Source organism: Oceanobacillus massiliensis str. N'diop (assembly GCF_000285495.1).
GTDB classification, from domain to species: domain Bacteria; phylum Bacillota; class Bacilli; order Bacillales; family Amphibacillaceae; genus Oceanobacillus; species Oceanobacillus massiliensis.
Map to the genome: position 1 here is coordinate 441,499 of NZ_HE610978.1, position 15,172 is coordinate 456,670.

At 41.9% G+C, this 15,172-nt stretch carries 12 protein-coding genes and 1 pseudogene; 4 read left to right on the top strand and 9 right to left on the bottom strand.

What is annotated here, in order from left to right:
- Positions 1–62 precede the first annotated feature (62 nt).
- Positions 63–1,184: a citrate synthase gene (gene citZ / locus OMHG_RS12110; protein ID WP_010651131.1), complete on the bottom strand. Its 1,122-nt coding sequence runs from the start codon at positions 1,182–1,184 to the stop codon at positions 63–65.
- A gap of 415 nt (positions 1,185–1,599) precedes the next feature.
- On the opposite strand from citZ, the gene ytvI reads away from it, so the two are divergent.
- Positions 1,600–2,706, top strand: a complete 1,107-nt coding sequence (ytvI, locus tag OMHG_RS12115) for a sporulation integral membrane protein YtvI (RefSeq protein ID WP_010651132.1) — start codon at positions 1,600–1,602, stop codon at positions 2,704–2,706.
- Positions 2,707–2,711: 5 nt separating this feature from the next.
- Here the strand turns inward: ytvI and OMHG_RS12120 are convergent, their stop codons facing one another.
- The 8 genes and pseudogenes from OMHG_RS12120 to dnaE form a co-directional block, all read right to left on the bottom strand.
- Positions 2,712–3,098 carry an FxsA family protein gene (locus tag OMHG_RS12120; protein WP_010651133.1) on the bottom strand — a complete coding sequence of 129 codons (387 nt, stop codon included), beginning with the start codon at positions 3,096–3,098 and terminating at the stop codon, positions 2,712–2,714.
- Between the two features lie 107 nt (positions 3,099–3,205).
- Positions 3,206–4,966 carry a pyruvate kinase gene (pyk, locus tag OMHG_RS12125; RefSeq protein ID WP_010651134.1) on the bottom strand — a complete coding sequence of 587 codons (1,761 nt, stop codon included), beginning with the start codon at positions 4,964–4,966 and terminating at the stop codon, positions 3,206–3,208.
- 80 nt (positions 4,967–5,046) lie between these two features.
- Positions 5,047–6,006 (bottom strand): 6-phosphofructokinase, encoded by a 960-nt coding sequence (gene pfkA / locus OMHG_RS12130; RefSeq protein ID WP_010651135.1) that lies wholly within the window; start codon positions 6,004–6,006, stop codon positions 5,047–5,049.
- A gap of 179 nt (positions 6,007–6,185) precedes the next feature.
- A pseudogene (gene accA / locus OMHG_RS12135) lies at positions 6,186–7,141 on the bottom strand (acetyl-CoA carboxylase carboxyl transferase subunit alpha).
- Positions 7,138–8,004 (bottom strand): acetyl-CoA carboxylase, carboxyltransferase subunit beta, encoded by an 867-nt coding sequence (accD, locus tag OMHG_RS12140; RefSeq protein ID WP_010651137.1) that lies wholly within the window; start codon positions 8,002–8,004, stop codon positions 7,138–7,140. The pseudogene accA and the gene accD overlap by 4 nt, the downstream one beginning before the upstream one ends.
- A gap of 140 nt (positions 8,005–8,144) precedes the next feature.
- Entirely contained in the window at positions 8,145–8,759 is a 615-nt protein-coding gene (locus OMHG_RS12145; protein WP_010651138.1) for a FadR/GntR family transcriptional regulator, read from the bottom strand.
- Between the two features lie 32 nt (positions 8,760–8,791).
- On the bottom strand, positions 8,792–10,021 hold the full coding sequence (gene ystJ / locus OMHG_RS12150; protein ID WP_010651139.1) for an NADP-dependent malic enzyme: 1,230 nt from the start codon (positions 10,019–10,021) through the stop codon (positions 8,792–8,794).
- Between the two features lie 283 nt (positions 10,022–10,304).
- The gene (gene dnaE / locus OMHG_RS12155; protein WP_010651140.1) at positions 10,305–13,667 is read right to left on the bottom strand and encodes a DNA polymerase III subunit alpha; all 3,363 of its coding nucleotides are present in this window, start codon (positions 13,665–13,667) and stop codon (positions 10,305–10,307) included.
- A 160-nt stretch (positions 13,668–13,827) separates the two neighbouring features.
- On the opposite strand from dnaE, the gene ytrH reads away from it, so the two are divergent.
- The 3 genes from ytrH (at position 13,828) to OMHG_RS17545 (ending at position 14,968) form a co-directional block, all read left to right on the top strand.
- On the top strand, positions 13,828–14,160 hold the full coding sequence (gene ytrH, locus OMHG_RS12160; protein WP_010651141.1) for a sporulation membrane protein YtrH: 333 nt from the start codon (positions 13,828–13,830) through the stop codon (positions 14,158–14,160).
- On the top strand, positions 14,160–14,663 hold the full coding sequence (gene ytrI, locus OMHG_RS12165; RefSeq protein ID WP_010651142.1) for a sporulation membrane protein YtrI: 504 nt from the start codon (positions 14,160–14,162) through the stop codon (positions 14,661–14,663). Before ytrH ends, ytrI begins: the two co-directional genes overlap by 1 nt.
- Positions 14,664–14,770: 107 nt before the next feature.
- Positions 14,771–14,968, top strand: coding sequence for a YtzJ family protein (locus tag OMHG_RS17545; protein ID WP_010651143.1), 198 nt, complete (start codon positions 14,771–14,773; stop codon positions 14,966–14,968).
- Positions 14,969–15,172: the final 204 nt, after the last annotated feature.

Below are 15,172 nucleotides of genomic sequence, written 5' to 3' on the forward strand. Positions count from 1 at the left end.
CTCCTAAGTGTAGTCAAAGGAATAGCCGGCGGTACCAGCCATTCCGGGTTCCTAATTATTTTTTAGCCGCGTTGAGGCAATTCTACATAATCCTGTAATTCCGGACCTGTATATTCCGCACGCGGGCGAATCAGGCGATTGTTATCATACTGTTCCAGAATATGTGCGAGCCAGCCGGATGTACGGCTTACAGCAAATATTGGTGTAAACAGGTCGTGATCAATTCCCAAGCTGTGGTAGACCGATGCACTATAGAAGTCCACATTTGCCGGAAGGCCTTTACTTTCTTTCACATATTCTTCGATTTCTACAGACATATTGTACCATTTTTCCTGTCCGGTAAGTTTAGTGAGTTCTTCAGACATCTTCTTCAGATGTTTCGCACGCGGGTCTCCGTTTTGGTATACCCTGTGTCCCATACCCATAATCTTTTCTTTGTTTTTCAATTTTTCTTCTATATAAGGAATTGCATTTTCCTCTTCGCCAATTTCGGTTAGCATTTTCATAACATTCTCATTTGCCCCTCCGTGGAGCGGTCCTTTTAAGGCGCTGATTGCAGCAGTAATACCAGAATAGATGTCTGATAGAGTTGCCACACAGACTCTTGCTGTGAATGTGGATGCATTTAATTCATGGTCGGCATGTAATACCAACGCTTTATTAATTGCTTCAATTTCAATATCCTCTGCTTCTTTTCCATTGAGCATATATAAGAAATTTTCTGCATAGCCAAGATTTTTCTTCGGCTTTACAGGATCCTGACCATTTCGGATTCTTGAGAAAGCGGCTACAATAGTGGCAATTTTAGCCTGAATGCGAATTGCCTTACGCTTGTTCGCTTCCGGATCCATCACATCAGCCTCACTGTCATACAATCCAAGCAGGGATACAGCTGTTCGCAATGCAGCCATCGGGTGGACTGTTGATAGATCATAAGAACGTAAATGTTCGATAACCGCATTCGGAATTTCCATATTTTCAGCAAGCTCTGTTTTGATTCTCGCAAGCTCATCCTCAGTCGGAAGCTTAAGATTCCATAATAAATAGATCACTTCTTCAAAACTTGATTTTACAGCTAAATCATCAATTTTATAACCAACATAGGATAATTGGTCATCAATGATTGAGCTGATTGATGATTGAGTTGCGACAATACCTTCTAGCCCCTTTGTCGATGTTGTCATATTAACCCTCTCCTTTTTTGAAATTAATTGCGGCAGTGGCAGTATTGAAATTCAATTCAAATCCAAATTCCACAATTTAACCGGCAATAATATAGCCAGCACAGTTTCTGTCATTATCACAATGAAACAGCAGAAGTCGAGCTGCTCTTCTACTTAAATCTATTTATTCATTAAGTATTTACTTATTGCCTACCCCAATTTTCATTATAAAGTATTATTACTAGAATGTGAATTGAAACCGTTTAAATTTTTAATATTTACTCAAATACCATTAATTTAAAGCATGGCAGCAGTCGCTAAATCGACTTTAAATTTTAAAAAGGCATTACAAACTCAAAGTCTATTTGTCTCCATTTTAACATAAATAAAATAGTACAGGCAGTTGTAAATCAAATTGATAATTGGAGGAGCAAGGATGCAAAAAGCGCTCTTAATGCAGATTATTCGGTTTCTTGCTGTGATAGCATCTGCAGCAGCAATCGGGCTGTTATTCATCTATACATTTAAATTCATCTACCCTATTCTGATTGCTGTTCTGCTGTCGATCATGATCCATCCGTTCGTTGCATTTCTTGAAACAAAGGCAAAGATGCCGAGATTTATCTCTATCATTTCAGTCCTCAGCGGCTGCTTCCTTTTCCTTATTGGAATTGTTCTGCTGATTGTCACGGAACTATATCAGGGAACTGCCTTTTTGGCAGAACAGATTCCAAAGCACTTTCACACTTTTATCATGTTTTTGGAGTCTTTTTTTATAACAAATCTATTGCCCATATACGAAAAGGGGATTTCCCTGTTCCATTCCCTGGATATGGATCAGCAAGCTGCAATCAACGGATATATCCGCTCCGCGACAGACTTTGTCGCCTCTACAGGGGCAGACCTGCTGAACAGCAGTCTCGCTAAACTGCCGGCAATGCTTGGTATTGTACCGGGTTCATTGACGACGCTAACCTTTATATTGCTTGCAACCTTCATGATTACAAATGATCTGGAGCATTTCAAAAGAACAATCAAACGGTTGCTTCCTACCGGTACAACCCAGTCCATCAGCGCATTATTCAGCCATTTCAAGATTGCTGTTACTGGTTTTTTCGGGGCACAGCTGTTATTGATTGTCATTTCCGGATGCATTATCCTTGGTGGATTAATCATTATTCAGGTCGATCATGCCTTAACCATCGCTTTAATCGCTGCAGCAGTTGATTTAATCCCATATGTTGGTACAGGTCTCTTATTCATTCCTTGGATTCTCTACACATATGCCACTGCAGATTTCGAAATGACAATTAAGATCGGCATTCTTTATATGGTCGTCATCGTTTCCAGGCAGATCTTGGAGCCGAAGATATTATCATCCAGGATTGGGATTCATCCTTTAATCATTTTGATCGGTGTGTTTATCGGTATGCAGGTATGGGGATTTGCAGGATTGTTTATTGCTCCCTTATTGATTGTGACGGGGAATGCACTATATCAATCAGGGATCCTGCAAATTATAGGAAAATTCATTCGAGGATGAAAGAGTTATTTCCGGTAAATAATCACTCCGTTTTCCATCATCCTATTCATGATTTTACGAATTGAATTCTTAAATAGTCCTCTAGTTAGAGGCAATACCAGAATAAATCCCACGGTATCTGTTATAAAGCCTGGCGAGAACAGGAAAACAGCTCCTATAAAGATACATATGCCATCAACAATTTCTTCTGTTGGAGGCCGCCCATTATTCATTTGAAGCTGGGCCCTTCTCCATGTATCCATTCCTTGTTTCTTGGCAAGCGTGACTCCCGCTACACCTGTCAATACAATTAAAAATACGACCCACCACGGTCCAGTCATTCCGCCTATCCAAATGAATAAACCAATCTCAGCTGCAGGAATAATAAGCAGCGCGAGCAATAACCAGCGCATTGAGCACCATCCTCTCTATATATCATCTTATCACGACAAAAGAAAAATAAAAAATAGAAACCGGCATTTACGCCGATTTCTATTTATAATTAGCAACTATATATTAATTAAAGTACACTTGCATGTCCTTCGTATATATCGCCTTTTGCACCATCAACGGTAATATCCTGACCATCTTTAAGAACCTCGAAGACATTTGGAACGCCAACAATGACTGGAATCCCAACACTTAAGCCAACTACGGCCGCATGTGATGTAAGTCCTCCTTCTTCTGTAATAATGGCAGCAGCCTTCTCAATGGCCGGCATCATCTCACGTTCCGTACCATAAGTTACCAGAATATCACCTTCCTGGATTTTAGCTAATGCTTCCTCATTGGATTTGGCAAATACAACGCGGCCATATGCGCTTCTCCTGCCGATACCCTGTCCCTTGGCAATGACATCGCCAATCACGTGGACCTTCAGCAGATTGGTTGTGCCGCTTTCTCCAACAGGAACGCCTGCAGTAATGATGACCCTGCTTCCGCGTTTACATAGTCCTGTTGTCAAACCTTTATCAATGGCAACATCAAGCATCTCATCTGTTGATCCCGCCTTATTTCCCGATACGGCATGTACGCCCCAGACAAGGGAAAGCTGGCGATTAACAGATTCAGTGAATGTAACCGCAAGTATCGTTGCCTTTGGTCTGTATTTTGATATCATTCTGGCAGTATGTCCACTTTCTGTTGGTGTAATGATTGTATCCACATTAAGGTTCATTGCCGTATGTGTAACCGATTGGCTGATTGCCTCGGTAATTGTCATATCGACATTTTTAGAACGCTCTTCCAAAATCGTTTTATGTGCTAAAGCAGATTCTGCTTTCAATGCAATATTGCTCATAGTCTGTACCGATTCAACCGGGTAGTTTCCTGCGGCAGTTTCTCCGGAAAGCATAATAGCATCTGTTCCATCGAATATTGCATTTGCTACATCGGACGCTTCCGCTCTCGTCGGACGCGGGTTCCTTTGCATGGAATCAAGCATTTGTGTTGCTGTGATAACTGGTTTCCCTGCATTATTGCATTTTTTAATCAATGCCTTCTGTACAAGCGGCACATCCTCAGCTGGAATCTCCACTCCAAGGTCACCACGGGCCACCATCAGTCCATCACTTATTTCCAGGATGCTGTCAATATTATCGACGCCCTCCTGATTTTCAATCTTAGGTATGATTTGGATATGTGTTGCTTGATTCTTCTCAAGCAATTCTTTGATTTCAAGAATATCGGTAGCCCGGCGCACAAAGGATGCGGCAATAAAATCGACACCCTGCGCGATACCGAATTCGATGTCATTTGTATCTTTTTCGGTAATCCCAGGAAGGTTTACCGATACATTCGGGACATTGACCCCTTTTTTATTCTTGATGGTACCGGAGTTAAGAGTCTTGGTAGCAATTTCTCCTAGTTCATGATCGATTCCTGTCACTTCAAGTTCTATCAAACCATCATCAAGTAAAATTTTCGAACCTTCATGGACATCGCGAATCAAGCCTTCATAAGTAACAGAAAATTTCTCTGCAGTTCCCTCCACTTCATTCATGGAAATGATGACGCTGTTTCCTTGTTCAAGATCAGCATAACCATCCCTGAAGTTACCGGTACGGATTTCCGGACCCTTTGTATCCAGCAGGATCGCTACTGTTTTATTTTTATTTTTTGCTGCTTCTCTAATATTTTTGATACGTGCACCATGTTCGTCAAAATCGCCATGTGAAAAATTTAATCTTGCGACATTCATTCCAGCATCAATTAATTTTTCAAGTGTCTCTACGGTTTCAGAGGCAGGTCCAATCGTACACACGATCTTAGTATTTCTCATGTATTGCTCTTCCTCCTTGGTAATAGCTGTTTCCTAAAATTTTACATGTAATAAAAGTATTGCTGGATATTACCCCATTGCTAGATGGATAATTCCTTAGAAAGCTGGTACATTTCTTCATTGATTGTATGATTTTCTGTAAACACTTCATCAAAGGCATAATCAACCAATTGGTTATTCTGTATCCCAACCATTCGACCGCCGTCATTTGCTTTAAGCAGTTCGACAGCTTTCGCACCCAGACGGCTTGCAAGCACTCTGTCAGTTGCTGTTGGTGACCCGCCGCGCTGAATATAGCCTAAAACCGTTACGCGTGTTTCGAGCTGGGTTGCCTTTTCAATTTTATCACCATACTCAAACCCGCTGCCGACACCCTCAGCCAAAACAATGATACTGTGTTTCTTGCCTCGGTCATGCCCCCGCTTCAAACGATCAACAATATCAGAAAAATCTTCTTTCTTCTCCGGTATCAGAATACTTTCTGCGCCACCGGCCAGTCCAGCCCAAAGTGCAAGGTCACCGGCATTTCTGCCCATTACTTCAATAATATAAGTACGTTCATGAGAAGTGGCAGTATCTCTGACTTTATCCACTGCTTCAATAATTGTGTTCAGCGAGGTATCAAAACCGATTGTAAAATCAGTTCCAGAAATATCATTATCAATTGTTCCAGGCACACCAATGCATGGGAATCCTTTATCGGTTAGCTTTTGAGCTCCTCGAAAACTCCCGTCGCCTCCGATGACAATCAGACCCTCAATTCCAAATTTATTTAATTGGTCAATGGCTCTTTGCTGTCCCGCGTCGGTTTTGAATTCTTCACTGCGGGCCGAAAATAAAATCGTTCCGCCGCGCTGAATAATATCTCCAACAGAACCAAGATCCATTTGTACTATATTACCTTCCATAAGGCCTTGATAACCATTTTTTACCCCAAAGACCTCTAAGTCATGAAAGATTGCCTTTCTGACTACAGCACGGATTGCAGCATTCATGCCGGGTGAATCCCCTCCGCTTGTTAACACGCCTATTCTCTTCATGTAAATTCACCTCTAGTGCAAAATTATGTTTCAGTTATTACTGTACCATACCCTTTAAAGATAAATAAAAACAGAACAAATAGCAATCATTTACTGTTGTTTAAAGAAAAATTTATACTAAATTAAATATAATAAGAGGCTGATACTATAAAATATCACCCTCTTATTACTACAGTTTTCTATATGATTTCAAATTCACCGATCTGTTTATACTTTTCCCATCGTTTCTCAAGTAATTCCTCTTTTGTTAAATTACTTAATGTATTAAGTGATGCCTTTAGAACCTTATCTATGTTCATCGCCTGCTGTTCCACGTCACGATGTGCACCACCCTTTGGTTCAGGGATCACCTGATCGATGACATTCAAATCTTTTAAGTCATAGGAGGTGATTTTCATCGATTCTGCTGCCCGTTTGGCTTGTCCTGCATCTTTCCATAAAATGGATGCCGCCCCTTCTGGGGAAATTACAGAATAGGTGGAGTTCTCAAGCATATGGATCTGATCACCTACACCAAGACCTAATGCACCGCCGCTTCCTCCCTCACCGATGACAATACAGACAATCGGTACCGTAAGTCCTGCCATTTCCATCAGGTTTTTGGCAATTGCTTCACTTTGCCCTCTTTCTTCTGCAGCCTTACCCGGGTATGCTCCTTTTGTATCAATAAAACAAATGATCGGTCGGTTGAACTTCTCTGCCTGCTTCATATGCCTCAATGCCTTCCGGTACCCTTCCGGATGCGGCATTCCGAAATTCCTGAGGATATTTTCCTTCGTATCCTTCCCGCGCTGATGGCCGACGACTGTAACTGGTTGCTTGTTATAAAAAGCCAATCCAGCGACAATTGCCTCATCATCACCGTAGAACCTGTCCCCGTGAAATTCGATGAAATCGGTAAAGAGCTGTTCTATATAATCCATTGTCGTTGGGCGCATTGGATGTCTTGCCATCTGCACCCGATTCCAGGGTTTCAGGTTACCGTATATATCATCTTCCAAGGCTTCAAGGCGTTTCTCAAGTGTTTCAATTTCCGTAGTCAAATCGATTTCGCTATTCTCTGTAAAGCTTCTCAGTTCAGCAATTTTTCTTTTAGGTTTACTATTGGCTTTTCGAATTCCAATACCTGATTCATTTCAAGTCCCCACCCTTCTGATGCATTGCAAGAAGCTTGGAAAGAATCTCTTTCATGTCCTTACGGTGGATGACCTTATCCAGTTGGCCATGCTTCATCAGGAATTCTGCTGTCTGGAAGTCTTCAGGCAGCTTCTCTCGGATGGTTTGTTCGATGATTCTTCTGCCCGCAAATCCAATCAATGCTCCTGGCTCTGCGAAATTATAGTCACCAATTGATGCGAAACTTGCAGAAACTCCCCCTGTCGTTGGGTGGGTCATGACCGATATCATTAAACCGCCTTTATCACTGAATCGCTTAATCGCAATGGAGGTTTTCGCCATTTGCATGAGGCTAAGTACACCTTCCTGCATTCTGGCACCTCCAGAAGCAGTGAAGATGATGAATGGAATGGATTGTTCTTTTGCATTCTCGATTGCTCTGGCAATTTTTTCACCCATTGCTGAGCCCATGCTGCCCATCCTAAAATGGGAATCCATTACAGCAAACGCAGTCTGGAATCCTTCGATTGAACCTCTTCCCGTTACGACACCTTCATTCAATTCCGTTTTTTCCCGGTCTTTTGCTATTTTCTGTTCATAATCGGGAAAGCCAAGTGGATTGCCTGAAGTTATTCCTTTATCCCACTCCTGAAGGGAATCCTGGTCAAACAAACTGTTAATCCGCTCCCAGGCAGTCATTGGATGATGGTAGCCACAATTAGGACAAACATTTAATGATTTGCGCATTTCTTTGCGATAATATATTTTATTGCATCCACTGCATTTTTGCATAAGCCCTTCCGGAACATCCAGCTTTGTCTGTTCACTTGGTATGGAAGCGTATTTCTTCCGCTTGCCTTTACTAAAAAAATCTTTAAGCAAGGTTATTCCCCCTTTATACCTACCTTTGCCTGCAAGCATGTACATATGCTGCATTGGTTATTACATCATAACTATTTTTCTATAAAAAGAGTGTCATAAACAGTCGAAAGAAAAATATAACCCTTGTTGCCTGTTATTGTCTATCGATCCAGCTTTAAAAACAGCTCTTCAATAGAAGTGCAGTCGCCTTCTGAAAACAGTGCAGTCAGATTGACGTAAAATGATTCATCATAATATTGCGGATTGACTGCACTTGAAAATTCCTCCATCAAAAGCCAGATTTTCTTTAATAAAAGATTTTCCGTTTTTTCGAATAGGTAATTAAAATATGCATTATGTCTTGTTTGCGGGTCGTTCTTATTTCTTTCCGTTAAAAAAGTCAATTCTTTAAAGTCGGTTTTTCCTATACGGTCGCAAGCAAGCTTTGCCGCTTCTTTTTCGATGATTTTCTTCGTTATCGATAATTCACTCTTGATATTTTCCTGTCTCAAAATAAAGGAAGACAACAGCTCCACTGTCTGGTAGGAGCGGTAAGCCCTCAAAAAAGTGCCTTCACCATGTCTGGTTTCGATCAGGCCAATAAGTTCCAAGGCTCTTAATGCTTCCCTTACCGACGACCTGCCTGCGTTCAATTTTTCCGCCAGTTCCCTTTCTGATGGAAGTCTGTCTCCGGCATTCAGATTATTCACTTCAATATAGCGCTGTAATTCCCTGATAACTTCTTGATATACCTTTTGTTTTGTTGACAACGTCATTGCAGGGATTCAACTCCTTTGGCATCCGGACTTTATTTTGCAGTCTGCCTTCTCGTTTTCTCGGCAACCTCTTCCGGATCGACCTTCAATCTTGCGACACCAGAATCCATCGCTGCTTTGGCAACCCTTGCTGCAACCAATGGAGCAACACGGGTATCAAACGGACTCGGAATTACATAATCATCATGCAGTTCGCTTTCTTCTATTAATGATGCGATCGCCTCTGCTGCTGCAACCTTCATCTCCTCATTAATTCTGGTGGCCCTCACATCTAATGCACCGCGAAAGATTCCAGGAAAAGCCAGAACATTGTTCACCTGATTTGCAAAATCGGATCTGCCTGTACCAATCACTCTTGCACCAGCTGATTTCGCCTCTTCAGGCAAAATTTCCGGATCCGGGTTGGCCATGGCAAAGATAATCGCGTCATCGTTCATTTTGGATACCATGTCTTTCGTGAGCGCTCCGCCTACAGATACGCCAATAAACACATCTGCATCCACCAATACGTCTTCAAGGGCACCCTCTGCCTTGTCACTATTCGTAAATTTGGCGACATGATCCTTCACGCTATTCATTCCATAAGGTCTTCCTTCGAATATCGCCCCTTTAGAGTCACACATGATCATCTTTCTTACTCCAAAGCTCTCCAATAGACGAATAATGGCAATTCCGGCTGCACCTGCACCATTGGCAACAACCTTAATCTCAGAAAACTTCTTGCCGACAAGTTTAAGGGCATTAATTAATCCAGCTACCGTTACAATGGCCGTTCCGTGCTGATCATCATGAAAGATCGGGATATTGGTTTCGCTCTTCAGCCTTTCTTCAATAATGAAGCAGTTTGGTGCAGCGATATCTTCCAGGTTGACCCCGCCAAAAGTCGGCTCCATTAATTTAACCGTCTGGACTATCTGATCTACATCGTGGGTATCGAGACAGATTGGAAATGCATCCACCCCCGCAAAGCCTTTAAACAATACGGCTTTTCCTTCCATGACTGGCAATGCAGCCTCAGGTCCGATATTTCCAAGACCAAGCACGGCAGATCCATCACTGACAACGGCTACCATATTCCCTTTCATCGTATAGTCATAGACTCTCTCAGTCCGGTCATGAATTTCTTTGCAGGGCTCTGCTACACCAGGAGAATAAGCAAGGCTCAAGTCCTCAGCATTATTGACGGCTACCTTTGTACTGATTTCCAATTTACCTTGATTTACTTTATGCATATGTAATGCTTCATCTCTTAAGCTTGCCATTTGATTATTATCGCTCCTTTTTAAGTAGAAGTTGCGGTCCTTTAAAATCCTGCATCGATTTCAAAGGAACATCTGCAATAGATGTTCAGACAACATATAAAATACATTGATTGCTGTTTTCATAAACGTAATGAAAAGTTTTTAAATCGTATTTTTAAGTGGTCAGACCACCAATAACCTCTTAATTATACCAGATGATTTTTATGTGTAAAGTAATGCAATCAGCAGCAGGAGATTTTGACAGATTCACTTTTTTCCGTCCAGAATCCCCGCTGGCTTAGAATTATTCCATTTTTTTCAGGACAACATTGTCTTTACCAAAATGACGATTCAATTCCTTTAGGCAGCTATGCTCCGTATGCAGAGAATACGCATCAGCAAGCTGAAAGGACTTGCCCCTTTCGTCATCATAAATGATTACAGGAGTCACACCCGGATGCATTTCTGCAATCTGTTTAATGATTTTGAGGGTATGCTCACTTGAACTCGTTCCCGATTTGATAAATAGACGCTTTTTCGGTGGATCAGACAAGTTATTTTCATCAAAAGGGGTGATCATGCTAATTACCCATTGAAGCTTATTGTTTCGTGATTCCACTTTTCCTTTTATGCTAATGATCATTTCTTCATGAAGCCAGCGGTTTGCTTCCCTGAACAAATCAGGAAAGACAACTGCATCCATCTCAGTATGTTCATCGCCAATTGTAAGGAAAGCCATTCGCTCGCCTCTTTTAGTACGGATTGTCTTGATGGATTGTATGATGGCCGTTGTGGCAACTTCCTTTTTCCCTACCAAATTTGCTGCATTTTTAAGTGGAATATGCCCATTTGCCCGCAGCCTGATCCGGAATTCTTTCAGCGGATGACTGGATATATACATTCCAAGGAGTTCCTTTTCATCGGCGAGTTTTTTTACCTGACTGAAATCTTCTATATCGGCGTAATCCACTTCCAGCTCTATCCCGTTCTGAAAGAGGCTCGGCTGTCCGGAAAATTCGCTGAACAATTCACCTTGTTCCATAGCCTGATCAATGGATGCTAGCAAGCTGGCCCGGTTTCTGTTTGTTTCATCAAAAGCTCCTGCAATTATCAGGTTCTCTAGAGTTGTGCGGTTGACCGTTTTAGGAGAAACACGCAGGCAGAAATCAAATAAATTTTTAAAAGGGCCATCCTTTCTGACGCGGATGATCTCTGCAATCGACTGGTTACCGACACCTTTTATCGATGACAGTCCCATCCGAATTTGGTTCTTTTCCACCGTGTACTTGCCAAAACTGCGGTTGATGTTCGGTGGCAGCAATTCCAGACCCATACTTTTAAGCTCCTGCATATATGCACTCCACTTTTCCTGCTGGTTCCGTGTGGAGCTTAATAATTCAGCAAAAAAACTGGCAGGATAATGCGCCTTCAAAAATGCAAGCTGATAGGATATTTTACTATACGCCACTGCATGGCTTCGTGGAAAACCGTAATTGGAAAATTTGACAATCCAGCTGAAAATCTCTTCCGCAACAGGCAGATCATACCCCTTCGTTAGACATCCATCGATAAACGCTTTCTTTTGGGCATCCATCATATCCTGTTTCTTCTTACTCACCGCTCTTCTAAGGATATCGGCTTCACCAAGTGTGAAGCCGGCTATCCGATTCGCAATCTGCATAATCTGTTCCTGATAGACAAGAACGCCGAACGTCTTCTCAAGTATCGGCTTTAGATCAGGATGCGGATAGGTGACTTGTTCCTTGCCATGTTTTCTGGCAATATATACAGGAATAAAATCCATTGGGCCTGGACGAAACAACGCGTTAACCGCAACAATATCTTCAAATGATGTGGGCTTCAGGCTTGTAAGCACCTGTTTCATTCCCTGTGATTCAAGCTGGAAAACACCGTTTGTCCGACCGGTCCGCAATAGCTGATATGTCTGTTCATCGTTATCCGGAATACGTTCCAGTGATATCTGCTTATTTGCTGTATATTTGATGGAATTGATTATTTTCTCAAGCAACGTCAGATTCCGCAGTCCCAGAAAGTCCATTTTCAATAGACCTACAGCTTCTAAATCGTTCATCGGAAATTGGGTCAGATGTGTCTGATTCGCACCGACCGTCAATGGAACATAGTCAGTCAATGGTTGTTCACTGATCACTACGCCAGCTGCATGGGTGGATATATGCCGTGGTAACCCTTCCAGCTTAACGGCAACAGCAAACAGGAGCTTCAGTTCAGGAGAGCCTTTGACATATTGATTCAATTCCTTGGAATCTTTCACGATCTCTGCAATGTTTTTCTTCGTCTGCAGCGGTATCTCCTTTAGAAGGAATGCCGCATCCTGCTGGTCTATGTCCATTGTTTTGATCAGTTCTCTAATTAAAGATCGCGCTGCAAATGTGCCGAACGTAATAATCTGGGCAACATTTTCCCCGCCATACTTGTTACGGACATATTCAATTACCTCATCTCGCCTTGCATCCGAAAAGTCGACATCAATATCCGGCATTGTACGTCGTTCCGGATTCAAAAATCTTTCAAACAGCAATTGATATTTTATCGGATCGACATCGGTAATGCCTAGTACATATGCAACAATCGAACCTGCAGACGAACCCCGGCCAGGACCAACCAATATATGCTGGGATTTTGCATAGCTGATAAAATCAGCGACAATAAGAAAATAATCACTGAATTTCATGGTTTCGATAATACTTAGCTCATAGTTCAGCCTAGCCTTAACCTCATCCGTGAGTACAGCGTATCTTTTCTCTGCATTCTGAAAGCATTGCTTCGTCAGGTAATCGTGCGCATCAATACCATCTGGTACCGGAAATGACGGCAAGTGACGCTGATCGAAATCTAAATCGATATTGCATTTATTTTTAATGGATTCCGTCTGATCGAGCGCCTCTGGCCAAAACGAGCTAAAGCAGTCAACCATCTCCGCTTCTGAACGGAGATGTCTCTTTTTCAACGCAGCGTCGCTGACCTTCATTCCCCAATGGTCGCCCTTTTTCATGGATTGCAGACAATCATAAGCAATATCATCCTTCTCATTCAAATAGATGACATCGTTTATTGCTGCAGCCGGAATGCGATAGGTTTGCTGAAAATCCTTGACCGATTCATTGAAAGCCTTTCCGGCAGCAGAATGAGGATAATCGATTCCGAGATAAAAATCATCAGAAGTATATATGGATTTCCATTTATTTATATATTCAAAAGCCTTTTCAGGAGAATCGTCCCGAATAAGTGTTTTTAATTTTTCATGATTTATGGGAAGAATACAGATTATATCATCTTTATAGCTAGCTAATTCTGTCATTCCTATCGCATTCTCGCCGCCAAACTGAATAGCTGTGCTTAATTTAATCAGCTGATGATAACCGGCGGCACTCTTTGCAAGCAGAATACATGGTATGTTCGCAGCATTCTCTTCATACTGGACAAAGACAGTCATCCCAATGATTGGTTTTATACCATAGCTTTGACACGCACGGTAAAAAGGAATGGCGCCATATAGCACCCCTTCATCGGTAAGTGCCAGAGCATCGAAATTCAATTCATGGGCCCGTTCCACCAACTTGGGAATCGTAATGGTACTATTCATAAGACTATATCCGCTTTTTACCTGTAAATGTGTAAATGACATACTATCCCGCCTCGTGCTTACTTATATGTAATTAAATCCTTCTACAACCATTATAACAACCAATCCAGAACATGCATACGCTTTTCACTTGATTAATTAGCATAACCTGTCCACCCCCCTCATATGATGTAAGAAGTATGCCTTGAAGGAGTGCATTCATATGGAAGAACGCTTTTTTGCAGCTTTTATTCATTGTTTCTTTATTGCTCTTGGCGTTATTATCGGGGGTTCATTTATCGGCAGCATTGGAGATTTCGCTACTGGAGATGCCCCCTTGACATCAATGGGCCGTCTTGCTGACAGGCTGAGAATTTGGGGCATTGTCGCAGCAATCGGAGGAACCTTCGATGCTATTGCCAATTTTGAAAAAGGTTTGTTTGATGGCTCAATGATTGATCTGGTAAAACAAGCATTGCTTATTCTTTCTGCGATGGGCGGAGTAAAAGTAGGCGTCGTCATGATCGATTGGTTTCTGCAAAAGGAGATTTCCTGATGCATATTCCGCCCTACCATCGACAAGCTACATGGAAACGATTTTTTGCTGGAGCCTTTTTCGGCGGAATTATTGCCTATTTTATCCTCATTTATATGTATGGTACCATGTACGAAAAACTCTTGGCGGAAAATATGGAGCTGACATCACAATTAGGTGATCTAAAAGACCAGAATGAGGCATTGCTAAAGGATAAGGAAGATTTAAACGAGAAAACAAAGGCCCCCCTAACGGTTAGTTCAATTGATATCAAGATAGCTGAAGGAGAGCAACTGAAAATGGACAGACTGATTGAGCTTCAGCTGGAAGAAATGGTTAAAGAAGAGATTGACCACCTGATCGGCCAGGAAGTGGCCACCATTTCCAAAAGTGACCAGCTTCTACTGTCTGCAATCGAAAATAAAGGTTTTACCATTGATGATTTCACGTACTATTTTGAAGTGAAGAAAATGACAATAGCAACGGAAATGGAAGTCACAGTCAGCCCGCGACTGAGCGACTAAGAACCCTAATAGCAGATGGGGGTAATGTGGATTTTCACTTAAAAATATTATATAATAATGGTGTAAATCAGATGTAATAGAGAAAGAACTGAAAGGAGTCGGTTGCTTTGTTACCCATCAACCTAAGGCGAATGCGTGATGAAAAGATCGATCAATTGCGAAAGGGCAATACCGCCTATGCCGAAACAGGCGAACTTATCCGTTTAATGAAAAGAACTATAGAGAAAGAGCAGCTCCATGTACAATATGACGAAACAGATGCCGGCTGCTGGTTTATACCGGTCCCTGCCAGCAATACCATCTGAACAAGCGAACGCTTATAGCATAGAGAACAATTCAAGTTGAAAAATAAAAGGTGATGGTTGGTATTATCCCCTCTAAGTAGACTGATAAAAAAAGAGAACATGCTATCATGTTCCTAACAGTCTTACTTGGAGGGGATTTTTCTATGGCAAAGAAAGGGCAGCATTTTACACAATATACACCCGAAATAAAACAGGAAGTTGTGT

Excerpts from the sequence above, each read along its gene's own strand:
- citZ (WP_010651131.1), bottom strand. The coding sequence starts at position 1,184 with ATGACAACATCGACAAAGGGGCTAGAAGGTATTGTCGCAACTCAATCA.
- ytvI (WP_010651132.1), top strand. The coding sequence starts at position 1,600 with ATGCAAAAAGCGCTCTTAATGCAGATTATTCGGTTTCTTGCTGTGATA.
- OMHG_RS12120 (WP_010651133.1), bottom strand. The coding sequence starts at position 3,098 with ATGCGCTGGTTATTGCTCGCGCTGCTTATTATTCCTGCAGCTGAGATT.
- pyk (WP_010651134.1), bottom strand. The coding sequence starts at position 4,966 with ATGAGAAATACTAAGATCGTGTGTACGATTGGACCTGCCTCTGAAACC.
- pfkA (WP_010651135.1), bottom strand. The coding sequence starts at position 6,006 with ATGAAGAGAATAGGCGTGTTAACAAGCGGAGGGGATTCACCCGGCATG.
- OMHG_RS12145 (WP_010651138.1), bottom strand. The coding sequence starts at position 8,759 with ATGACGTTGTCAACAAAACAAAAGGTATATCAAGAAGTTATCAGGGAA.
- ystJ (WP_010651139.1), bottom strand. The coding sequence starts at position 10,021 with ATGGCAAGCTTAAGAGATGAAGCATTACATATGCATAAAGTAAATCAA.
- dnaE (WP_010651140.1), bottom strand. The coding sequence starts at position 13,667 with ATGTCATTTACACATTTACAGGTAAAAAGCGGATATAGTCTTATGAAT.
- ytrH (WP_010651141.1), top strand. The coding sequence starts at position 13,828 with ATGGAAGAACGCTTTTTTGCAGCTTTTATTCATTGTTTCTTTATTGCT.
- ytrI (WP_010651142.1), top strand. The coding sequence starts at position 14,160 with ATGCATATTCCGCCCTACCATCGACAAGCTACATGGAAACGATTTTTT.